Source organism: Sphingomonas sp. 2378 (assembly GCF_038084995.1).
GTDB lineage: Bacteria > Pseudomonadota > Alphaproteobacteria > Sphingomonadales > Sphingomonadaceae > Sphingomonas.
The window spans coordinates 1-21,751 of record NZ_JAXCMJ010000012.1 but is presented as its reverse complement, the minus strand read 5'-3'; the positions used below and the strand labels follow the sequence as shown (position 1 = coordinate 21,751).

General features: G+C 67.5%; 21 protein-coding genes. 15 read left to right on the top strand and 6 right to left on the bottom strand.

The features are described from left to right. Position 1: 1 nt before the first annotated feature. From SM191_RS08265 to SM191_RS08210, 12 genes are all read left to right on the top strand, one after another. Entirely contained in the window at positions 2-442 is a 441-nt protein-coding gene (locus SM191_RS08265; RefSeq protein WP_341505769.1) for a hypothetical protein, read from the top strand. 13 nt (positions 443-455) lie between these two features. Further along, positions 456-1,715, top strand: a complete 1,260-nt coding sequence (locus tag SM191_RS08260) for a flagellar hook-length control protein FliK (RefSeq protein WP_341505768.1) — start codon at positions 456-458, stop codon at positions 1,713-1,715. A gap of 11 nt (positions 1,716-1,726) precedes the next feature. Then, a complete protein-coding gene (locus SM191_RS08255) occupies positions 1,727-2,416 on the top strand; it encodes a flagellar basal body-associated FliL family protein (RefSeq protein WP_341505766.1) in 690 nt (229 codons plus the stop codon). Positions 2,417-2,419: 3 nt separating this feature from the next. Then, the gene (locus tag SM191_RS08250) at positions 2,420-3,400 is read left to right on the top strand and encodes a flagellar motor switch protein FliM (RefSeq protein ID WP_341505765.1); all 981 of its coding nucleotides are present in this window, start codon (positions 2,420-2,422) and stop codon (positions 3,398-3,400) included. Beyond that, positions 3,397-3,687: a flagellar motor switch protein FliN gene (gene fliN, locus SM191_RS08245; RefSeq protein ID WP_007406148.1), complete on the top strand. Its 291-nt coding sequence runs from the start codon at positions 3,397-3,399 to the stop codon at positions 3,685-3,687. The genes SM191_RS08250 and fliN overlap by 4 nt, the downstream gene beginning before the upstream one ends. An 8-nt stretch (positions 3,688-3,695) precedes the next feature. Then, on the top strand, positions 3,696-4,049 hold the full coding sequence (locus tag SM191_RS08240) for a flagellar biosynthetic protein FliO (protein ID WP_341505763.1): 354 nt from the start codon (positions 3,696-3,698) through the stop codon (positions 4,047-4,049). Beyond that, a complete protein-coding gene (gene fliP / locus SM191_RS08235; RefSeq protein WP_341505762.1) occupies positions 4,046-4,927 on the top strand; it encodes a flagellar type III secretion system pore protein FliP in 882 nt (293 codons plus the stop codon). Before SM191_RS08240 ends, fliP begins: the two co-directional genes overlap by 4 nt. Positions 4,928-5,055: 128 nt before the next feature. After that, positions 5,056-5,325 (top strand): flagellar biosynthesis protein FliQ, encoded by a 270-nt coding sequence (fliQ, locus tag SM191_RS08230; protein WP_341505761.1) that lies wholly within the window; start codon positions 5,056-5,058, stop codon positions 5,323-5,325. 18 nt (positions 5,326-5,343) lie between these two features. Then, the gene (gene fliR / locus SM191_RS08225; protein WP_306997472.1) at positions 5,344-6,117 is read left to right on the top strand and encodes a flagellar biosynthetic protein FliR; all 774 of its coding nucleotides are present in this window, start codon (positions 5,344-5,346) and stop codon (positions 6,115-6,117) included. After that, the gene (locus SM191_RS08220) at positions 6,117-7,244 is read left to right on the top strand and encodes an EscU/YscU/HrcU family type III secretion system export apparatus switch protein (RefSeq protein WP_341505760.1); all 1,128 of its coding nucleotides are present in this window, start codon (positions 6,117-6,119) and stop codon (positions 7,242-7,244) included. Before fliR ends, SM191_RS08220 begins: the two co-directional genes overlap by 1 nt. A gap of 127 nt (positions 7,245-7,371) precedes the next feature. Then, positions 7,372-8,805, top strand: coding sequence for a flagellar filament capping protein FliD (gene fliD, locus SM191_RS08215; RefSeq protein WP_306997468.1), 1,434 nt, complete (start codon positions 7,372-7,374; stop codon positions 8,803-8,805). A gap of 1 nt (position 8,806) precedes the next feature. Further along, the gene (locus SM191_RS08210; protein ID WP_341505759.1) at positions 8,807-9,223 is read left to right on the top strand and encodes a flagellar export chaperone FliS; all 417 of its coding nucleotides are present in this window, start codon (positions 8,807-8,809) and stop codon (positions 9,221-9,223) included. 172 nt (positions 9,224-9,395) lie between these two features. Here SM191_RS08210 and SM191_RS08205 read toward each other — a convergent pair whose 3' ends face one another. The 5 genes from SM191_RS08205 to argH all read right to left on the bottom strand — a co-directional run bounded on the left by SM191_RS08205 (position 9,396) and on the right by argH (position 14,106). Further along, a complete protein-coding gene (locus SM191_RS08205) occupies positions 9,396-10,349 on the bottom strand; it encodes a zinc transporter ZntB (protein WP_341505758.1) in 954 nt (317 codons plus the stop codon). Then, positions 10,346-11,119 (bottom strand): precorrin-2 dehydrogenase/sirohydrochlorin ferrochelatase family protein, encoded by a 774-nt coding sequence (locus tag SM191_RS08200; protein ID WP_341505757.1) that lies wholly within the window; start codon positions 11,117-11,119, stop codon positions 10,346-10,348. The genes SM191_RS08205 and SM191_RS08200 overlap by 4 nt, the downstream gene beginning before the upstream one ends. 124 nt (positions 11,120-11,243) lie before the next feature. Then, on the bottom strand, positions 11,244-12,506 hold the full coding sequence (gene lysA, locus SM191_RS08195; protein ID WP_341505756.1) for a diaminopimelate decarboxylase: 1,263 nt from the start codon (positions 12,504-12,506) through the stop codon (positions 11,244-11,246). After that, positions 12,506-12,742: a hypothetical protein gene (locus SM191_RS08190; protein ID WP_341505755.1), complete on the bottom strand. Its 237-nt coding sequence runs from the start codon at positions 12,740-12,742 to the stop codon at positions 12,506-12,508. The genes lysA and SM191_RS08190 overlap by 1 nt, the downstream gene beginning before the upstream one ends. Beyond that, complete coding sequence (gene argH, locus SM191_RS08185) at positions 12,739-14,106, bottom strand: argininosuccinate lyase (protein WP_341505830.1); 1,368 nt, start codon at positions 14,104-14,106, stop codon at positions 12,739-12,741. Before argH ends, SM191_RS08190 begins: the two co-directional genes overlap by 4 nt. A gap of 16 nt (positions 14,107-14,122) precedes the next feature. Here argH and SM191_RS08180 point away from each other — a divergent pair, with 16 nt between their 5' ends. Beyond that, positions 14,123-14,728, top strand: a complete 606-nt coding sequence (locus SM191_RS08180) for a TlpA family protein disulfide reductase (RefSeq protein WP_341505754.1) — start codon at positions 14,123-14,125, stop codon at positions 14,726-14,728. Positions 14,729-15,106: 378 nt separating this feature from the next. On the opposite strand, the gene SM191_RS08175 is transcribed toward SM191_RS08180, so the two are convergent. Beyond that, positions 15,107-18,100: a TonB-dependent receptor domain-containing protein gene (locus SM191_RS08175; protein ID WP_341505753.1), complete on the bottom strand. Its 2,994-nt coding sequence runs from the start codon at positions 18,098-18,100 to the stop codon at positions 15,107-15,109. Between the two features lie 189 nt (positions 18,101-18,289). Between SM191_RS08175 and SM191_RS08170 the strand changes: the two genes are divergently transcribed. Next, complete coding sequence (locus SM191_RS08170; RefSeq protein WP_341505752.1) at positions 18,290-19,813, top strand: glucan biosynthesis protein; 1,524 nt, start codon at positions 18,290-18,292, stop codon at positions 19,811-19,813. A gap of 14 nt (positions 19,814-19,827) precedes the next feature. After that, positions 19,828-21,609, top strand: coding sequence for a glucans biosynthesis glucosyltransferase MdoH (gene mdoH, locus SM191_RS08165; protein WP_341505751.1), 1,782 nt, complete (start codon positions 19,828-19,830; stop codon positions 21,607-21,609). Positions 21,610-21,751: the final 142 nt, after the last annotated feature.

Below are 21,751 nucleotides of genomic sequence, written 5' to 3'. Positions count from 1 at the left end.
CATGCCCAACCGGCAACAGGCGATGCTGAACCGGCTCCACCGGGTCCGCACGCTGCAACTCAACCTGACCATGGCCGAGGAATCGCGCGCGCAGGAGCGGGTCGCGACCGAGCGCCAGCTATCCGATCGCATCGCCCAACTGGCCCAGGCGGTCGCCCCCACCCCGGCCCCGCCGACCTCGGCGGTGGCGCTGATGGCGCGGGCGCATTTCCGCAACCGGTTGAACGAATCCTCCGACGCCGCCGCCGGGCGCGTTGCCGCCGCCGAGCGCCAGGCGGACCGCGCCGCCGAGCAGACCCGCGATGCCAAGCGCGACCAGACGGCGGTCGAAAAGCTGCTGGAACGCGCCCGCGCCGCCGCGATCCGCGCCGAGATGCGCGCGCTGGAGGACATGCCCGCCGCGCCGCCGCGCCGCTCGCAAAATCGGCACGATCCTTGCTGACGGGTATCATGCCATGTCAGCCATTCCCTCCCCCCTCACGCTGGATGCCCTGCATCCCGGTCGTAGCCTGTCCGCCAAGCCGGGCGGCACGAGCCCGGCAGGCGACGGAAATCCGGGGAAATTTTCCGATCTCCTGGCGATAGCGTCGCCCGCCGCAGACGTGGGCGGGCTTTCACTCGTTACCGAGGACGATGATTCCTCGCCGGAGACGAGCGACAAGGCGGCAACGGACCCCGGCAATCCCTTGCCGGGCATCTTGCCGATGGTCCTGCCGGTCTTCGCCGACGTGCCGCCGCCACCGCAATATGCGGCACCGGTCGCCAGCGGTGAGGCCGCCGCGACGGTGATCGCCCCGCAGGATGGTACGCCAAGGATCGACGGTAACACGATCGTGGCGACGCCGCGCGGCGCCACGGACCCCGGTGCCCCACGCCTCGACGCCGCGACGCCCCCGATCCTGCCGAGCGACACCGCGATGCTCGATGTGGTGGCGAACGCCACCGGCCAGGTCACCGACATGCCGACCCCGGCGGCCCGGACCACCGGCTTTCGCTTGGTCGCCGCCCAGCCCCGTGTCGAGACGAACACCGACATGGCCGCCCTGTCCCCCGCTATGCCCAGCGGCCCGCTGAGCGTGCTGCAACCCGCGCAAGGCGCGCCGGTGATCGGCCTGCTGGCGGAGACGCTGCGCCATTTTTCCACACCGCCCGAGGATCGCGACGAGGCGTCCGACCGTGCGCCCCTGACCGTGGCGGGCGCTGCCGATCCCGTCGCGCTGGCGGCGACCGATGGCGCGCGTCCCGTGGTCGCGACGACCGCGACCGCCGATCAGGCTCCGCTCGACATGACGCAGCATCACTGGCCGCAGGCGATGATCGACCGGATCGACCGCGTGCGCGAGGACGCCGCGACCGCCGACACCCGGATTCAGCTGTCGCCCGACGCGCTGGGCGGAATAGCCGTCGCGATCCGGCGCGACGACGACCGGACGCATATCCACTTCACCGCCGAGCAGGCGCACACCGCGACGATCCTGGCGGACGCGCATGCGACGCTCGCCCAACTGGCCGAGGACAAGGGGATGCGGCTGGGCAGCATGGCGGTGCAGGCGGGGGCGACCGGCGGCTCCGACCTGGGCCAATCGGCGCGCGACCAGCGTCCGTCGACCCCGCCTACCCCCATGGTTCCGGCACGCCCGCGCGCGCCCGAGGCCGACCCATTCCGCGAGAGCGCGTCGGGCGATCCCGCCGCCGCCACCACCCGAATCGCCTGAGGAACTGAAATATGAGCGACGCGAAAGACACGCCCGAAACCGAGGGCACGCCCAAGAAGAAGAAGGGCAAGATCGGCAAGATCCTCGTCATGGCCACCGGGGTCGTCGTCCTTTTGGGCGGTGGTGTCGGGGCCGGGCTCTATGCGGCCAATTCGGGGCTGGTCGGCGGCCATTCGACCAAGGACAAGGCCGCCGCCGAAGAGGCCGAGGCCGATGCCAGCCATCCCGGCCCCAAGCTGGTCCCCAAGGCCGAGCAGAAGCGCGCCGGTGAGGCCGAAGGCGAAGAAGGCGGCGGCCATGGCGGCGGCGAAGGAGCAGAGGGCGAAGGCGGCGGCCATGAGAATGTCGGCATGAAGACGCCGATCGGCGATGGCGGCGAACGCTATGCCAGCAACTATTACCAGTTGCCCAAGGACTTCACGTCCAACATGCGCGACTCCGTGCACATCATCCAAGTCGGGCTGGCGGTATCGACGCCCTATGACGATACGGTCATCAACAATCTGAAGACCAACGACCTGGCGGTCCGCTCGGCCATCCTGATGACGCTGGGCGACGCCAATGAGGAAGCCGTGTTCTCCAGCGAGGGCAAGCGCCAGCTGCAACGCAGGCTGGTCGACGCGATCAACGAGATTCTTCGGCAGAAAGAGGGATTCGGGGGTATCGCTAACGTCTACTTTACCAATTTTGTTGTTCAGTGAGGCATGGTTAACGCCGTCCCTCAGGCCGAACGACGCGAGCGCAATCGGGAACAGCCCGCCGCCGATCACGGCGTGCTGGGTTCGACCAAGCTCAACCCGTTCGGCGATCTGCACACGATGCAGCATCTGTCCGCGCGTCTGGCGCGGACCCTGCGGGGGCTGTTCGAATCGCTGCTTCGCGAGGAACTGCGCTGCTGGGCGGAGCCGCTGGTCGTCCAGCGTTTCGCCGATTACCGGGCGGAGCGCGGCGAAGGGCTGAGCGCGTGGTTGCCGATGACGATGAGCGCGCCCGGCGGGTCGCCCCCCGATTCGCAGGCGCTGATCGTCATCGATGGCGGGTTCGGCCTGTCGTTGATCGACCTGCTCTTCGGCGGCACCGGCCATGTGCCCGATCCCCTGCCCGCCGAATTCTCGCACGGGGCCGAGACGATGGTGACGCAGCTTGGCGACATGATGGCGATCCCGCTGCGCAATGCATGGGAATCGCTGGCCCGGCTGGACTTTCGCGCCGGTCGTCCCGAATCCTCGCCCGCCATGCTGTCGGGGATCGAGGGCGAGGACGCGATGATCGTCACCCGTTTCGGCATCGCCGGACAGACGCGCCGCCCGACCATGCTCGACATCCTCTATCCCGTCAGCGCGTTGAAGCCGCACGGCTCCGCCCTGACCGGCAAGGTGGTCGACAAGCAGGCCGCCGCCGATCCCACCTGGCGCGGCGACCTGACCCGCGCGGTGATGACGGTGCGTTTCCCGGTCCGCTCGGTCCTGGCCGAACCCGTCGTTCCGCTCAGCCGCCTGATGGACCTGAAGATCGGCGACGTGATCCCGATCAGTTTCGGCCCGGAAGTGCCGGTGATGGTCGGCGGCGACCTGCTCGGCATGGGCACGGTCGGCACCGCCAATGGCCGCGCCGCCGTCCAGCTTACCACGCTCAACCGGTCCATCGAGGGACTGGCCCGCGCTCACGAAGGATTCGAACAATGAACGATATGGCCGGGGGCTTCCCCGTCGACACGTCGGTTGCGGCCAATTTCCGGCTGCTCCAGGATGTCGATGTCAAGCTGACCGTCGAGATCGGCTCGACCCAATTGTCGTTGCGCGAGTTGCTGGCGCTGTCCGAATCGAGCGTCATCGAGCTGGACCGCCAGGCAAACGAACTGCTCGACGTGCTGGTCAACGGCACGCTGATCGGGCGGGGCGAGGTGGTGACGGTCGGCGACCGCTTCGGCGTGCGCATGACCGAACTGGTCAACCCCGACAAGCGCGGCTGATCCCCCCGATGCTCTGGTCCTATATCCTGAAGCTGGTCGTCCTGCTCCCGCTGATCTGCGGGTTGATGATCGGGTGCCTCTATCTCTGGCGGCGACTGGAAAGCCGGATGCCGGGGCGTCCGGCGACGCGGCTGATCCATGTGCGCGAGACGATGATGATCTCGCCCGGCCTGCGGCTGGCGGTGATCGAGTTCGAGGGGCGCAACCTGCTCGTCTCGGTCGGGCGTGGCGGCGTGCAACTGGTCGACAAGGTCGACGGTAAGGGCCCCACGACGCCGGTCACGCCGACGCCGATGGAACAGACCACTCCACGCGGTCGCGACTTCGTGTCGCGCTTCGCGCCGAAGACGTTCGACCAATGAGCATTTCCGTGACCCGCCGGGGCACCGGCCCCGCGCTGATACGAGCGCATGGCCGCGCGGCACCGGCCCGCAGCCTGAAGCCGCTGTGGATTCTGCTGGCACTGCTGCTGGCGCTGGTCATCGCGATGCCCGCCTTCGCCCAAGCGGCCCCCGCCGCCGCTCCGGCCGCCGCCCCCGCACCGGGTGTCGGCGACGCGGTGGACCGCGCGATCGGCCAGCTCGGCGGCGGCGGCAATGGCAGCTCGGGCTCGCTGAGCCTGTCGCTCCAGGTCCTGATCATCATGGGCCTGCTGACGATCCTGCCGGGCATCATCCTGATGATGACCAGCTTCACCCGGATCGTCATCGTCCTCGCCATCCTGCGCCAGGCGCTGGGCCTGCAACAGACCCCGCCCAACCAGGTGCTGATCGGCCTGTCGGTGTTCCTGTCGCTGTTCATCATGGCGCCGACCATCAGCCAGATGAACGCGAACGCGATCCAGCCCTATGCCGAGGGTCGCCTGCCCGGCACCGAGATGATCAAGGCCGCGGGCGCGCCGCTCCACGCCTTCATGGCCAAGCAGACCCGGATCAAGGACGTGACGATGTTCGCCGAAATGGCGAAGTCGGGCCCCTATGCCAGCCCCAACGACATTCCCTATTCGGTGCTGCTGCCCGCCTTCGTCACTTCCGAATTGAAGACGGCGTTCCAGATCGGTTTCCTGATCTTCCTGCCCTTCATCGTCATCGATCTGGTGGTGGCGACGGTATTGATGGCGCTGGGCATGATGATGCTGTCGCCATCGATCATCTCGCTGCCGTTCAAGCTGCTGCTGTTCGTGCTGGTCGATGGATGGGCGCTGACCATGGGCAGTCTGGCGAACAGTTTCGCGACGTGATTCCCCTGGGCTTCGACTTCGTTCAGCCTGAACGGCTGTGAGGAGAAGCCCGAGATCCCAACCGCCGTTCAGCCTGAGCGAAGTCGAAGGCCACGGGAAACCCTCTCCCACGGAAGCACCCGAGCATCATGGACGCCGATTATTTCCTGACGCTGGCCAACCAGACCATGTGGGTGCTGGCGCTCGCCGCCGCACCGATCCTGCTGCCCGTGCTGGTGTCGGGGCTGGTGATCGGCATGGTGCAGGCCGCGACCTCGATCAACGAACAGACCCTGTCCTTCGTGCCGAAGCTGATCGTCGTCGCCGTCTCGATCCTGATCTTCGGCAGCCTCATCATGGGCCTGCTGAGCGACTTCACCGTCAGCATGTTCGAGCGTATCCCGGACCTGGTCAAGTGAAGGCCTGGGTCAAGTAACATGCTCGGCTTCGGCCTCTCGATCGAACCGCAGGCCTGGGCGATCCTGTTCATCATGGTCCGGGTCGGGGCGGCGTTCATCACCGCGCCGGTGTTCGGCGCGGTGTCGATCCCCCTGCCCGTGCGGGTCAGCCTGGCCGGGGCGATCGCCTTTCTGGTCAACATGGCGCACCCGGTCGTGCCGCCGCCGGTGATCTTCGCCCTGCCCACCATCATGTCGGTCGCGGCGGAGGCGATCGTCGGGCTGGCGCTCGGCCTGATCCTGCAAGTCGCCTTCACCGCGCCGCTCGTCGCCAGCGAGTTGATCGGCGGATCGATGGGGATCAACTTCGCCGCGACCGTCGATCCGCTCAACGGTCGCTCGACCCAGGCGCTGGGCCAGTTCTTCACGGTGATGCTGACCCTGTTGTTCCTGTCGGTCGACGGGCATCTCGTCCTCGTCGATACCATCGTGAAGAGCTATGACGCGCTGCCCCCCGGACAGGCCTGGATGGCCCCGGCGCAGTTTCGCGCCATCGCGCTGTTCGGCAGCTACGCCTTCCTCGCGGGGTTGCTGCTGGCGCTGCCGGTCGGTTTCCTGCTGCTCTGCCTCAACCTCGTCATGGGGATGATGAGCCGCGCCGCGCCCTCGCTCAACCTCTTCTCGGTGGGCCTGCCGGCCGCGCTGTTCCTCGGCGTCATCGCCATCGCCATCGCCTTCCCCGCCATGGGGGACTATATGCTCGTCATCCTCCGCGAAGGCCTTGCCGCCACCCAGACGCTGGTGCTCGGCTGATGTCGGAGGGCGGCGAAAAGACGGAAGCCCCAACCCAGAAGCGTCGCGAAAAAGCGCGCGACGACGGGCAGATCCTGCGCAGCCGCGATCTGGCGGCGGCGCTGGTGATGATGGCGGGTATCGCCTGGCTGATCTTCGCAGGGCCCACCCTGCTCGGCGCATGCAAGGCGGTGATGGCCGCCAGCTTCCAATTCAGCCATGCCGATGTCGAGGATTTCGAGCCCTTCCGCCCGCTGATGGAGGCGGGATGGAAGCTGGCCCCCTCGCTCGCCTCGCTGTTCGCGGTCACCATCGTCGCGACCATCGCGTCGCAGGCGGGGCTGGGCTCGCTCCACTTCAATCCCAAGGCGATCGCGCCCAAACCCTCCAAGCTCAATCCCGCCTCGGGCCTGAAGCGCATCTTCGGCATGCAGGGCTGGACCGAGCTGGGCAAGTCGCTGCTCAAGGTCGTGCTGCTCGGCGCGATCGGCGCGTACATGCTGTGGAAGTCGTCGCGCACCACCATGGGGCTGGCGCAGTCGGACCTCAACAGCGCGCTCGGCTCGCTGGGCGGGACCTTCATCTCGGTGCTGCTGGTGATGGGCATGGGGCTGGTGCTGATCGCGGGCTTCGACGTGCCGCTCCAGATCTTCCAGCTCTTCTCCAAGCTCAAGATGACCAAGCAGGAGGTCAAGGACGAGCATAAGGAGAGCGAGGGCAATCCCGAGGCCAAGGCGCATATCCGGGGCAAGCAGCGCGAAATGTCGCGCCGGGCGGTCCGCGCGGCGGTGCAGGAGGCGCATGTCATCCTGACCAACCCGACCCATTTCGCGGTCGCGCTGCGCTACGAACGGGGGCAGGACGAGGTGCCGGTGGTCGTCGCCAAGGGCCGAGGGGCTACCGCGCTGGCGATCCGCGAGATGGCGGGCGAATATGCCAAGCCCGTGCTGGAATATCCCCAGCTTGCCCGCGCCGTCTATTACACCAGCCGCGAGGGGCAGGAGGTCCGCGCCGACCTGTATCAGGCGATCGCCGTCGTGCTCGCCTTCGTCTTCGGGCTCAACGCAGGCGCGGGTGGCACGGCGCAGCCGCCGGTCGAGGTGCCGGTCGACGCCCGTTTCGACGAAAACGGCCAGCCCCAGTCATGAACCGGTACGCCATGAACGGTTCGTCGCAAATCCCTAAAGAAACCATCCCGATGGTCGTTCACGAAGGCGAACGCGTGCCGGAGTCCCGTCGATGACGACCATTTCCTCGACCTCATCGACGTCTGCGGTGACCAGCACCACGGCGACCAAGTCGACCACGGACGCCACCAAATCCGCCGCGCAGGCGCTGTTCACCTCGCTCCAGACCGGTTCCGGCATGGATTTGTCCGCGCTGGTCCCCTCGCTGGTCCAGGCGCAGTTCGCCGCGCGCACCGCGGCGCTGAAGGCGAAGGCCGATACGCTGACCTCGCAGATTTCGGCGACATCGACGGTGATGAGCTCGATCACCGACTTCGCCAGCTCGCTCGCCTCGCTCGCCAAGGGCGGGACGCTCGCCACCCAGGCGAGCAGCGGCAATCCGGCGGTGTTCAGCGTGACGACGGCGGCGGGCGCGAAGCTGGCCGGGCTGTCCAAGTCGATCACCGTCAACGCACTCGCCACGCCGCAGACCAGCGTGACGCGCATCAGCTATGACCGGACCGCCTCGATGGGCACCGGCAGCTTGTCGATCCAGGTCGGCTCCAAAGCCGCCGTCACGGTCCAGTTCGATGACGGCACCAGCCCGACGATCGACGATGTCGCGGCCAGGATCAACGCGGCAAAGACCGGCGTCACCGCCTCGGTCATCACCGATGCCGACGGCAAGGCCTATCTGTCCTTCACCGGCGCGACGGGCGCGGCGAACAGCTTCACCGTGACCGCCAGCGAGGGGGCGACGGCGGGCCTGTCGCGGCTCAACGTCGGTGGCGGCGCGACAGGTACGCGCAACACCTCCACGGCCGCCAATGCCGAGCTGACGGTTGACGGCGTCACGGTGGAGCGCGCCAGTAATACCATCAGCGATCTGGTGAGCGGCGTAACGATGACGCTGAACGCGGTCTCGACCACCCCGGTCTCACTGACCGGCACGCGGCCGACCGCCGCGCTGACCTCGGTCGTGTCGGACTTCGTGGCGACCTTCAACGACAAGATCACCGAGCTGAACAAGGAACTGAACCCCCAGACGGGCGATCTGCGCAGCAACCTCGCGGCGCGCACGCTGTCCCAGTCGCTGGGGCGGTTGACCACGTCCAAGATCGTGCCCGGCGACGCCAGCACGCCGGGCCCCAAGACGCTGGCCGATCTGGGCGTCGGGACCAACAAGGACGGGACGCTGAAGGTCGACACGGTGCGTCTGGCGCAGGTGATGGCGCAATATCCGGATGCGGTCGAACAGATGTTCCAGTCGAGCGGCGACAATCTGGTCGGCCTGTCGGCGCAGTTGAACGGCATCCAGATGGCGGCGACCAGCACCCTTTACGGGCTCGGCGCGACCGCCAGGCAGTTGAGCCAGGACCAGAGCGCCAACGCTCTGGCCCAGAGCGATCTGGCGGACGATCAGAGCGCGGCGCAGGACCGGATGACGGCGCAGTTCTCCGCGATGAACGCGCGCGTCTCCAGCTACAAATCGGTGCAGAATTTCATGGACCAGCAGGTCAAGATGTGGACGAAGAGCAGCTAAGATGGCCTATGCAACCGGACTGCTGGCCGATCCCGCCGCGACCTATCGCCAGATCGACGTCGTCGGCCGCACCGCGATGGCGGACGGCCCCGCGCTCGTCCAGCTTCTCTACGAGGAACTCATCTCCGCGCTCCGTTCGGCGGCGTGGGCGACCGAGCATGGGCAGCTCGCGCGCAAGAGCGAGCGGGTGACCCGCGCCACCGCCATCCTGTTCGCGCTGGAGGCGGGGCTCGACTTCGAGAATGGCGGCGACATGTCGATCACCTTCGCCAAACTCTATGCGGGTGCGCGGCGGCAGATCGTCGACGGCTCGCTGGACCAGAATCCGAAGCTGTTCCGCGACGTGGCGGACAACATCGCCGATATCGCCGAAGCCTGGGAGACGGTCCGCCAGATGAGCAAGAAGGCGGGGGCGTAAGGGGGCCGCTCCCCACCCTGCGTTCAGCCTGAGCGAAGTCGAAGCCTGTCCTGAGCGCCTGCCTTGGCAGGCAGTCGAAGGGGCCAAGGGGATCCCTCCGCCAAGCCGCCAGCGCGGAACGTGCGCTTCGACTTCGCTCAGGCCGAACGGATGGCCGGGGCGGGGGTGAAGATTACCGCCGGAACCAGTGCCGCTGGACGAAATAGATGACGATCCCCGCCGCGATCAGCGCGCAGCCCCCGAGGATCGCGTCGAACGCCCAGGGCTCCTCGGCATAGGGCAGGTTCTTGACGTTCATCCCGTAAACCCCGGTAATGAAGGTCAGCGGCAGGAACACCATCGCCACGATCGAGATGACCAGCGCCCGATTGTCGATCTGCTCGGCGCGCATGTCGGTCAGCGTCTCATGGATCAGCGCGGAGCGTTCGCGGATCGATTCCAGTTCCTCGGCCATGCGCGCGGCGCGGTCGGCGGCGGCGGACAGATGCAGCCGGTCGTCATCCGCCAGCCAGTCGCCCGGCAGCGCCGCGAGTTTCTCCAGCGCCGCACGCTGCGGATTGAGGAAGCGGCGGTATCCGATCGCGGCGACCCGCACCCGGCTGACCGTGCGGCGAAGCTGGAACACGCGGTGTTCGTCCAACTGCTCCTCGCAACTGTCGAGTTCGTCGCCCAGCCCCGCGACATCGGGGTCCAGGTCGCTGGTGATCGCGGTGGCGAAGGCGGTGATCAGGTCGCCCGGATCGGCGATGGCGCCGCCCTCCACCTCCTTGCGCACCGCATCCACCGCCAGCAGCGGGCGGCGCGTGACCGAATAGACCTTGCCCTTCACCGCCCAGATCCGGACCGAGGCGAGCATGTCCGACCCGTCGAGCGGCTCGCTGCTGCGCCCGCGCAGGTTGAGGAACGCCCCCTCGCCCACCGCCTCGCAGCGCGGGCGCGTCTCGGTCGCGGTCAGCGCGTCGACGACATAATCCTCCAGATGCGCCGATTCGCACAGCCAGCGTTGCGCCACCGCGTCATTGGTCTCCAGATGCACCCAGACCAGCCGGGCTTTCGCCTCCACCGCCTCGCGGATCGGGATGGCGTCCGCCTTGCCCCCGTCGATGCGATAGGCGAAGCCGGTCATGCGTGCCTGTCCATGGTCAGGTCGACGATCTGCCCCTCGCCCGGTTCCATGGGCAATGCGTCGCTTTCGATCCGAACCGCATCGGCGCGCGCACGGTCCAGGATGGCGGACGGCACGTCGGGGCGATGATAGACCCGGTCGGCAGCGGCGAGCGCGCGCGCCTGTCGCAGGGTCAGGTCGTCCGGGTCGCACGAGGTCAGGACAAAGGTCGCGACCGACGCCGCCGGACGCTCGACGCCCGCCAGCCAGCCCGCGACATCGGTTTCGCCCGCCAGAGGATCGAGCGCACCGCCCGGCGACAGCGCCGCCCCGATCGCACGCCGCCGCTCCGCCCCGTCCGGGAACCGCGTGCGCAAGGCGGCGCGGGCGGCGTACAGCCCCTCGGCCAGCGTCCCCAGTCCGGCGGGCAACAAGGCCTCGAGCCGCTGGCGCAAAGCCGCCGCCAGTCCCGCCGACACGCCGCCGGTGCCGATCGCGACGATCACCGGCCCGCGCTCTACGATAGCGGGCAGGGTGAAGTCGCACGCCGCCGGGCGATCCACCGCATTGACCAGCACGCCGCGCGCCTTCAACCGGGCGATGGCTCCTTGCGCTTGGCCCTCGTCCTCGATCGCGACGATGGCGAGCGCGGCTTGCGCGTCTTCCCCCACCACCAGCGCACCGGCGCGGTCGAGCAGACGCCGCTTGGCCTCGGCGGGCTCCCCCTCGCCCAGCAGGATGACCGGGCGACCAGCCAACCGGACGAACAGTGGCAGGCTCGCGAGGCTCACCGCCCCGCCCCCGCATTGTCGCCCCAGCGCAGGCTAGGGCCTCTGCCGACTGACGGCCCGAAACCCGCCAAAGATCCCAGCCTTCGCTGGGATGACGGTTTAGACGGGGAACCCGCCCGTCGCCTCACTTCTTCAGCCACTCCGGCACACGCTCGGCGGCGATGATCGTCTCGGCGGCGATGCGGTCGGCGACGACGGCATAGCGGTCGCCCTCCACCATCACCTCGGGCACCAGCGGGCGGCTGTTATAGGTCGACGCCATGGTCGCGCCATAAGCCCCCGCTGTGCGGAACACGGCGAGGTCGCCCGATTTCACCACGTCGATCTCGCGGTTCATCGCGAAGGTGTCGCCCGTCTCGCATACCGGCCCCGCGATATTCGCCATCATCCGCTCGCCGGTCGGCTTCACCGCGACGAAGTCGTGCCAGGCGTCGTAGAGCGCAGGGCGCGTGAGGTCGTTCATCGCCGCATCGACGATGACATAGGGGTTGGCGACGCCCGGCTTCACCCAGACGACTTCGGTCGCCAGCACGCCCGCATTGCCCGCGATCACCCGTCCCGGCTCGAACATCAGTTCGACATCCCAGTCCTTCGTCACGCGCGCCACCATCTCGCCATAAGCGGCGGGGGCGGGCATGACGTCGCCGGGCTTGTAGGGAACGCCCAGGCCGCCGCCCAGATCGACGCGGCTGATGCGGTGCCCCGCCCCGCGCAGTTCGGCGACCAGTTCGCCGATCCGCTTATAGGCGGCCTCCAGCGGCGCGAGATCGCCCAACTGGCTGCCGATGTGGCAGGCGACGCCCTTCAGGTCGATACCGGGCAGCCCCGCCAGACGGTCGAACATGCCCAGCGCCTGGTCGATCGGCACGCCGAACTTGTTCTCCTTGCGCCCGGTCGAAATCTTGGCGTGGGTGCCAGCGTCCACGTCCGGGTTCACCCGCAGCGTGGCGGGGGCGACCAGCCCGCGTTCATGCGCCAGTTCGGCAAGGACCGCGCCCTCTTCCTCCAGTTCCAGGTTGAACTGGCCGATCCCGGCCTCCAGCGCGGCGATCAATTCGGCGCGGGTCTTGCCGACGCCGGAGAAAACGATGTCCTCCGCCTTCATCCCCGCCGCCAGCGCGCGGCGCATCTCGCCGACCGAAACCACGTCCGCGCCATACCCTTCGTCCGCCAGCACGCGCAGCACGGCGAGGTTGGGATTCGCCTTGATCGCATAGGCCAGATGCACGCGCGGCAGGGCGCTCAGCCCCTCGCGGAACACCTGCGCATGGCGACGGAAGGTGGAGGCGGAATAGATATAGACCGGCGTGCCGACCTCGGCAGCGATCCGGGCTACGGGCACGTCCTCCACATGGAGTTCGCCGTTCGAGAAATGAAAATGGTCCATCAGCGGGGGGGCAAATCAAATTCGTCCGAACGCCGGTCCTGCGACTGGGTCATCAGTTCGTCGGAGCGCTGCGGGCGTTGTTGGGGGGTGGCCGTCAGCAATTGCTGCGGCGTCGGAGTCGCGGTGGCGCCGCGGGGTGCCACGGGCAGGCTCTCGCCCTTGGCCGGTTGCAGCCGGTTGGCCGCACCGCAGGCCGAAAGCGCCAGCGCGACCAGCAGGGCGATCGCGCGCTTCATGCCCGCAATCCCCGTGCCGTCGCGATGGCCGCATGGACATTGGCGGGCGCGGTGCCACCGAAGCTGACCCGGCTGGCGACCGAGGCATCCACCGACAGCACGTCATAGATACCGGCGTTGATCCGCGCGTCGATGGCGGTCAATTCCTCGATCGACAGTTGGTGCAGCATCACGCCCTTCTCCTCGGCGAGTTTCACCGCGCGGCCGGTGATGTGATGCGCCTCGCGGAACGGAATGCCGCCGACCCGCACCAGCCAGTCGGCCAGATCGGTCGCGGTCGAGAAGCCCGCCTCCGCCACCGCGCGCATCCGCTCCGTCCGGAAGGTCGCGCTCTGGATCATCCCGGTCATCGCCGCGATCGACAGCGCCAGCAGGTCGTGCGCCTCGAACACCGGCGGCTTGTCGTCCTGCATGTCCTTGGAATAGGCGAGCGGCAGGCCCTTCATCGTGACCATCAGGCTGGTCATGCAGCCCATGATCCGCCCCGCATGGCCGCGCACCAGTTCGGCGGCGTCCGGGTTGCGCTTCTGTGGCATGATCGAGCTGCCTGTCGACCATTGGTCGCTGAGCGCGACAAAGCCGAAGGGCTGCGACGCCCAGAGCACGAACTCCTCGGCCAGCCGCGACAGGTGCAGCGAGCAGTTGGTCGCCGCCTGGAGATAGTCGATGGCGAAGTCGCGGTCGCTGACCGCATCGAGCGAATTGCGCGTCGGCTCGTCGAAGCCGAGCGCCGCCGCCGTCATGTGCCGGTCGACCGGAAAGCCCGTCCCCGCCAGCGCCGCCGAGCCCAGCGGACACTGGTTCATCCGCGCGCGCGCCGCCACGAAGCGGCTGGCATCGCGCACGATCATCTCGTGATAGGCCATCAGGTGATGGCCCAACGTCACCGGCTGCGCGGACTGAAGATGGGTGAAGCCCGGCATCACGCTGTCGGCATGGTCTTCGGCGCGGGTCAGCAAGGCGTTGCGCAGAGCGCCCAGCGCGGCCAGCGTCTCGTCGATCGCGTCGCGCACCCAAAGGCGGAAATCGGTCGCGACCTGATCGTTGCGCGACCGCGCGGTGTGCAGCCGCCCCGCGACCGGGCCGATCAGCGCGGCCAGCTTCGCCTCGGTCTGCATATGGATGTCTTCGAGGGTCAGATCCTCGGCCACGCCGTTCGCGGCATAGTCCTCGGCGACCCGGTCCAGCCCGGCGGAAATCGTCGCGGCGTCCTCGGCAGAGACGATCCCCTGTCGGCCCAGCATCGCGACATGCGCTTTCGATCCGGCGATATCCTGTTTCCACAATCGCTTGTCGAAGGGGATGGACGCGTTTATCTCGCGCATCACCGCGGCGGGACCTTCTGCGAAGCGCCCGCCCCACATTGCGTTGGAGCCGCCCATGTCGTCGCGTACCGTGATCGCCTGTCTCCTGGGGCTGATGGTCGCCGGGTGCGATAGGCAAAGCCCCGCGCCGGAGCAAGCCAGCAACACCTCCGACACACAAGTTTCAAGTGGGGAAGTGACCGGCGGGGAAGCGACCGCCGCCCCCGCGCCGGACGCGCCCAAGCCCGCCGGTGCCGTCGATCGCAGCCACAAGGGCGAGGCCGCCCCGACGCTGGGCTTCACCACGCTCGACGGCAAGCCCATGACGCTGGCCGATTTCCGGGACAAGCCGGTGCTGATGAACCTGTGGGCGACCTGGTGCGGGCCGTGCGTGGCGGAGATGCCGACGCTGGCCGCCACGGCGGATCGTCTGAAAGGCAAGGTCGCGGTGATCGCCGTGGCGCAGGACGATGCCGCCAAGGTCAAACCCTTCCTGACGGGCAAGTCCCTCGACGCGCTGCCCATCTATCTCGACCCCAAATTGTCCCTGAGCGTCCATTACAAGGCGAACCTGCCGACCACGATCCTGTACGGTGCGGACGGCAAGGAAGTCTGGCGGGTGACCGGCGGCTTCGACTGGGCGGGCGCGGAGGCACAGAAGCTGCTCGCCGAAGCGGCGTAACCCCCCGATCCTCCCCGGCACGGGATCATTGCGAAAGTCGCCCTTCCGCTCCCCCCTGTCCGCCACCTCGGCGAAGGCCGCGGTCCAGTTGCGAGACGATTGGAGCAACTTACCCATGCTATCCTAACCGGATCCCGGCCTTCGCCGGGATGGTCTGACGGGTTTTGCAACGCTTCCCGGCACGGGGAGGTGGCAGGCCGAAGGCCTGACGGGGGGCTTCCACACAGGACACGCCTTGCGGCGATCCCCCTCCACCGGCTTCGCTGGCCCCCCTCCCCGTGCCGAGGAGGATAAAAAATCCCCGCCCGGTGTGAACCGGACGGGGCAGGCTGGGGTAAAAGCCGTTGTCGGGATCGGGGGCGCTGCCCCCCTTCTCCGTCAGAATTCCGCCGTCAGGCCGATGAACACCGACCGGCCGACCACGTCGTACATGCCGGGATAGGTGTTGCCGTTGCCGAACGAGGACAGCAGCCCCTGCGCGATGATCGGCGGATCCTTGTCGAGCAGGTTGTTGACGCCCGCGCGGAAGGTGACGCCGTCCTGCACCTTGGCGGTCGCGGCCAGATCGAAATAGCTATACGCCTTGATCCGGCTGTTGAAGAGCGACGGCGTACCGGTCAGGTTCGGGTCGGTGGAATTGTTCGTCAGGTTCGTCGCGCCGATATAGCGCCAGTTGAGCGAGATCGTCCCCACCTTCGACGCATCGGTCCAGGTGAAGCGCGACTGGTGCCGCCATTCGGGCGTCGGCTGGCCGCAAACGGGGCCGAAATAGCCGACACAGTCATAGGAACCCAGGCCCGGCACCGGCTCGTTCACCAGCTTGCGGTTCCAGGTGCCCTGGAAGTCGATCGCCAGCGATCCCACGCCGCCCAGCGGCTGGAGATAGGCCAGGCCGAAGTCCACGCCCGAGGTGCGCAGCGAACCCGTATTCTGCGTCGTCGAGACGATATAGCCCTGGTCACCGAAGATGATGCCGCCGCGCGGATCACGCTTGAACAGGTTGCAGAAGAAGGGGTTGCCCGTCGCGATGCACTGGCTGATCGTCTGGTTGACCGAGATCGAACCGATATAGTCGCGCACCTTGATGTCGAAATAATCGACCGAGAAGGACAGCCGCTTCAGGAAGGTCGGCGTCAGGACCAGACCGGCGGTGAAGGTGTCGGCGGTTTCGGGCTTCAGCGCCGGATTGCCACCGAACTGCGCGGTGCAGGTTTCCGCCGGGCACTCCGTGATGCGGCCATATTGCGCCTGGGTCACGCCGGTCAGGGCGCACTGGGCGAAGGTCGCGGTCGGCGTCGCGGTGGAGCAGGGGTCCTGCGCGCTGACATTGCCGTTGAACTGCGGGCCGAACAATTCCGAGACGTTGGCGGCACGGATCGCGCGGTTATAGCTGCCGCGCAGGCGGATATCGCTGCTCGGCGCCCAGGACAGCTCGGCCTTGTAGGTCGAGACGATCTTGGACAGGTTGCTATAGTCCGATCCGCGATAGCCCGCGTTCAGCGACAGGTCCTTGAAGAACGGGCGATTCTGGACCAGTGGCACTTCGATTTCCGCGAAGATCTCGTTCACGTCGAAGCGGCCCTGGGTCTCCTTGGTCCCCTTTTGCAACGCCAGCGCGTCGGCCTTGAACTCCAGGCTTTCATAGCGATGCTCGAAGCCGAGCACGACGCCGATGCCGTCGTCCGACCAGGGCGACCGGACGCCATAGGTGCCAAGGTCCGCGCTGATATTGCCGCTGAGCACGGTTTCCTTGTCGACGCCGCGGGTCGAGGTCGGCGCATAGATATAACCGAACGCCGCATCCGAAATGCCGTTGTAGCGGAAGATGTCGAGCGGAACGCACTGCGGGTCGCTGCCGTCGATCACCGACTTGCAGGTCGGGGTGCCGTTGACATTGACCACCTGGATACCGCGATTGGCGCGGCTGGGGTCGATGTCGTTCTCATAGGTCTCGTTATAGAGGACCGTCGAGAACAGCGCGTTGGCGTCATAGCGGATGCCGGGCGCGATCTCGCCGCGCACGCCGCCCGAGAAGCGATAGTCGGTATGGCGCAGGTCGTCACGGCGCGGACGGGCGTTCCCGGCGACCGGGCGATAGCCGATGTAGAGCTGCTGCGTCGCGTTGGTGCCATAGGCCGAGCCGCACAGGATATTGCCCTGCTGCGCGCTGAGGAACGGATTGTCGCAATTGACCGAGTAGGTATAGCCTTGGAACAGCGCGGACGGGGCGACCTGCGAATTGGTGTGGTCGTCCATGAACATCACGCTGCCATAGGCTTCGACCGACGGCGTGATCTCGTACCGGGCAAAGGCCCCGGCAGTGTAGCGGGTATCGTTGCGCTGGAAATAGTTCAGCGGTGCGTAATTGTAGCGGAAGCTGGAATCATACGGCACCCAGCTACGATTGCCGTCGCGCGTATTGTTGAACGCGCCGGAATCGGCGCTGGGGCCCGTGATCGGGTCGAACAGGCCATATTGGTTGTTGCTCGACCCGCCGCAGGTCAGCGTCGAATTACCCGCCCCCGCCGGATCGAAGGCGCAGGAGGACACGTCGCGATTGCCCTGAAGCACCGGCTTGGTATCGCGATAGCCGAAATAGGCGGTCACATTGCCGCGATTGTCGGGGAAGTTGGTGCCGAAGGCGACGTTGACGTCCAGCTTCTGCCCGTCGAGCACGTTGCGGTTGGCAAGGCGGTAATTGGCCTGGCTCTGGATACGGCGGGCGAACGCATTGTCGTTCTGATGCTGGGCGAAGCCGTACTGGATGTCGGTCCGAATGCCTTCCAGATCGTCGCGCAGGATGAAGTTGACCACGCCCGAAATCGCGTCCGACCCGTACACGGCGGAAGCGCCACCGGTCACCACGTCGATCCGCTTGACCAGCGCGGAGGGGATGAAGTTCAGGTCGTTGGCCTGCACCGGCAGCATGCGCTGGCCGTTGATCAGCACTAGGTTCCGGTTGCTGCCCAGGTTGCGCAGGTTGACGCGCGCGGTGCCGTCCGAGCCGTTCGACCCATTCTCGTTCGAGTCCGGCGTCACCTGCGGCAGGCGGTTGAGCACATTCTCGACCTGAATCGCGCCCTGATAGCGGATTTCGGCGTCGTCCACGACCGTCAGCGGGCTGTTGCTGGTCAGGCTGGGGCGCTGAAGCCGGGTGCCGGTGACGACGATCGCCTCGCCCGCGGACCCGTTGGCGCTGTCGGGCAGCGCGGCGGCGTTCGACGGACAGGGCCGGTCGGGCGCGGGCACGCAATCCGCCGCGTCATCACTGGTCGCACCCTGAGCGGTCTGTGCACTGACGGGTGAAACCGAAAGCAGCGCGATTGCAATTGCGCCGGCCGAACAGGCCAGCCTCCTGTAATTTCCATTCACGTATGAGCCCCCTAACTGGTTCAATTGGTTAATTTTAACCAAAGCCCTTAAAGAGTCAAATATATTATACCGTATTCGTCGATCGTCTGGTGGCGCGGGAGCAACCGATCGTCGCGTGTTGCGTTGCACAAACGGCCAAGCTCACGCAGCCGGGAGGCCGTCCGTCCGTCGCAGGAGATGCTGGAGCCGATGATCCGAGCCAATCGTCGAGAGTTGATCGCAGCCTTCGCCGCCCTGGGGCTGTCGCCTGCATGGGCCGCCCGCGCCGCCGCGCAAGCCACGCCTTCGGGCGTGAAGATGGGCGCGCCCAAGCCCTTTTCCTGGGCCGCACTTCAATCGCAGGCCGAGGCGCAGGCCCGGCAACCCTATCGCCCACAGGCCAAGGTCGAGGCCGCCGCCGCCATCGATTATGATGCGGTCGGCACGATCCGGTATCGCGACGACCGGACGCTGGCGGGCGGAATCCGGTTGTTCCCGCTGGGCCGCTATGCGCCCAACCCGGTCGGCATCCACATCGTCGAGAACGGCCAGGCGCGCAGCCTTCCCTTCTCCCCCTCGCTCTTCACGGCGGAAGCGGGCCATGCGCCGCCGCTGGGCATTGCCGGGTTCCGCGCGATGACGGCGGACGGCAAGAGCGACTGGCTGGCCTTTCAGGGCGCCTCCTATTTCCGGACCGCAGGCGCGCAGGACCAATATGGCCTGTCGGCACGCGGGATCGCGATCGACACCGGGATCGATGGGCGCGAGGAGTTTCCCGCCTTCACCGATTTCTGGATCGAGCGGACGGGGGCGCAGGGCTATATCGTTCACGCGCTGCTTGACGGGCCGAGCGTGACGGGCGCGTACAAGATCGAGTCGGTGAAGGGCGCAAACGGGGTCGAACAGCGTGTCTCCGCCGTCCTGTTCTTCCGCCGCGACGTCGAGCGGCTGGGCATCGCGCCCGCTACCAGCATGTTCTGGTATGGCGAGGGCAACCGCATAGCGGGCAGCGACTGGCGACCCGAGATCCACGATTCGGACGGCCTCGCACTGCTGACCGGCGCGGGTGAGCGGCTGTGGCGGCCGCTGGTCAACCCGCCGCGCCCGACGCTGGACAGCTTCGCCGACACCAATCCGCGCGGCTTCGGCCTGCTCCAGCGCGACCGGGATTTCGATCATTATCAGGATGACGGGGCATTCTATGACCGCCGCGCCAATTTGTGGGTGCAGCCGCAGGGGGATTGGGGCCGGGGGCAGGTGATGCTCTATGCCTTCCCCACCGCGTCGGAGACGGTCGACAATATCGTCGCCTTCTGGAACCCCGCCGACGCGCCCAAGGCGGGGCAGAAGCGGCAATTCGACTATCGCCTGAGCTGGGGCTCGACCGACCCGACCGTGGTCCCCGCCGTCGCGCACGCGGTCGACCAGTGGACCGGCGCGGCCGGTCGGCCCGGTGCCGAGCCGACACCGGGCGCGCGCAAGCTGGTCGTCGATTTCGTCGGCCCGGCGCTGGCGGGGCTGGACCGGCAGAGCAACGTGACCGCCGAGATCGGCGTATCGCGCGGCAAGCTGCTCACGCAAGCCGCCTATCCGGTCGTCGGCCAGCGAAATCGCTGGCGCGTCACCGCCGATATCGCGCCCGTGGGGCAGGGCCCCGCCGATGTCCGCCTGTTCCTGAAGCGCGGCAACAAGGCGCTGACCGAGACGGTGCTGGCCCCCGTCTTTCTGCCATGACCGACCCGCGCAGCATGATGCCGCCGCCCGCGCCGCTGACCATGGAGGTCCAGCGGTTCGACGGCCCGCCGCCGCCGCACAACGCGCCGGAGCCCCGGATCGGGGTCAATCTGGCACCCGACGATATCCTGACGCGCCGGTTGCTGCTGGTATTGCTGACCGGCCTGCTCGCCACCGCCGCTTCCGCGTCGGTCAAGGAGGCGTTGCTCAGCGACGGGTTCAACCTGCTCGACGGGTTGCTGTTGCTGTTGTTCTTCCCGCTCTTCGCCTGGATTTCGTTCGGCTTCGTCACCGCGGCGATCGGCTTCATCCTGCTGATTTCCGGCGCGCATCCCGGCATCACCCCCGCCCCCCGCGGCGCGGCCCCCCTGACCGCGCGGACCGCCGTGCTGGTGCCCGTGCATAACGAGGATGTCGACGCCGTCTTCGACCGGATCGCGCGGATGGCGATGATGATCGACCGGGCGGGCGCGGCGGACCGTTTCGCCTTCTTCGTCCTGTCCGATTCGGGCGAAGCGGCGGAAGCGGAGGAACGCGCCGCCTGGGCCCGCCTCGCCCCCCGTCTGGCGGTGCCGCTCCATTATCGCCGCCGGACCCAGAATGTCGGACGCAAGCCCGGCAATGTCGCCGAATGGATCCGCAATTACGGTGCGGCGTACGACTTCATGCTGATGCTTGACGCCGACAGCCTGATGGGCGGCGACACGATCGTCGGCATGGCGCAGATCATGGAGCAGCGCCCCTCGATCGCGCTGCTCCAGACCGTGCCGATGATCATCGGCGCGACCACCCTGTTCCAGCGCTGGATGCAATTCGCCAGCCGCTTCTATGGGCCGATCTCGACGGCGGGGCTGGTCTGGTGGTCGGGGTCGGAGTCGACCTTCTGGGGGCATAACGCGCTGATCCGCATCCGCGCCTTTGCCGAAAGCTGCGGCCTGCCCGACCTGCCCGGACGCCCGCCCTTCGGGGGCACGATCATGAGCCACGACATGGTCGAGGCGGCCCTCCTGCGGCGGCGCGGCTGGCGGCTGCACATGTTGATGGTCGAGGAGAGTTTCGAGGAGTTTCCGCCGACCCTGATCGACCAGGCGGTGCGCGACCGGCGCTGGGCGCAGGGCAATACCCAGCACCTCAAGCTGCTGGGGTCGAGCGGTTTCCACTGGATCAGCCGGTTGCAGCTGTTCATCGGCGCGCTCGCCTATCTGATGTCGCCCGCCTGGCTGATCCTGATCGCCACCTCGATCGCGCAGAGCCTGTCCGACGACGCCGCGACGGTGCGCGCGGTGACCTCGACCCAGGTGCTGGTGGTGACGCTGATCCTGCTGTTCGGGCCGAAGGTCTTGAGCATCGTCTGGGCGATGGCCGACCGGAACCGGCGGGCGAGTTACGGCGGCGCGCGGGGAATCCTGGCGTCGGTGGCGCTCGACGTGCCCTTGTCGATCCTGACCGCGCCGGTGATCGCGTTGACCCAGACGATCGACCTCATCAACATCGTGCGCGGCAAGCCCTCCGGCTGGAGCCCGCAGAGCCGGGTGCGCGACGGGCTGGCGGCGGCGGATGCGATGCCGCGCTATTACTGGCATCTGGCGGTCGGCGTGGTGTTGCTTGGCGTGTCGTTCCTGAACCCGGTGCTGGGGGCGTGGTTGTCGCCGGTGACCTTGGGGCTGCTGCTCGCGCCGTGGCTGGCGATGCAGACGGCCAAGGTGCGACCGGGCGAAAGGCTGGCGAAAAGAGGTGTGTTCGCGGTGCCGGGGTCGGCGGTGGCGGAACCGGTGCGGCCTTTGGCGATCGCGTGAGGGATTCCCTTGGGCTTCGACTTCCCGCTCCGTTCAGCCTGAGCGGGGAGTGTCAGGAATTTCGTGTGCGGGCGGGCATAAAGGGGAAGAAGGAGACCCGATATGTCCCGACGCAAAGAGCCTGCGATACCGAACGAGTTAC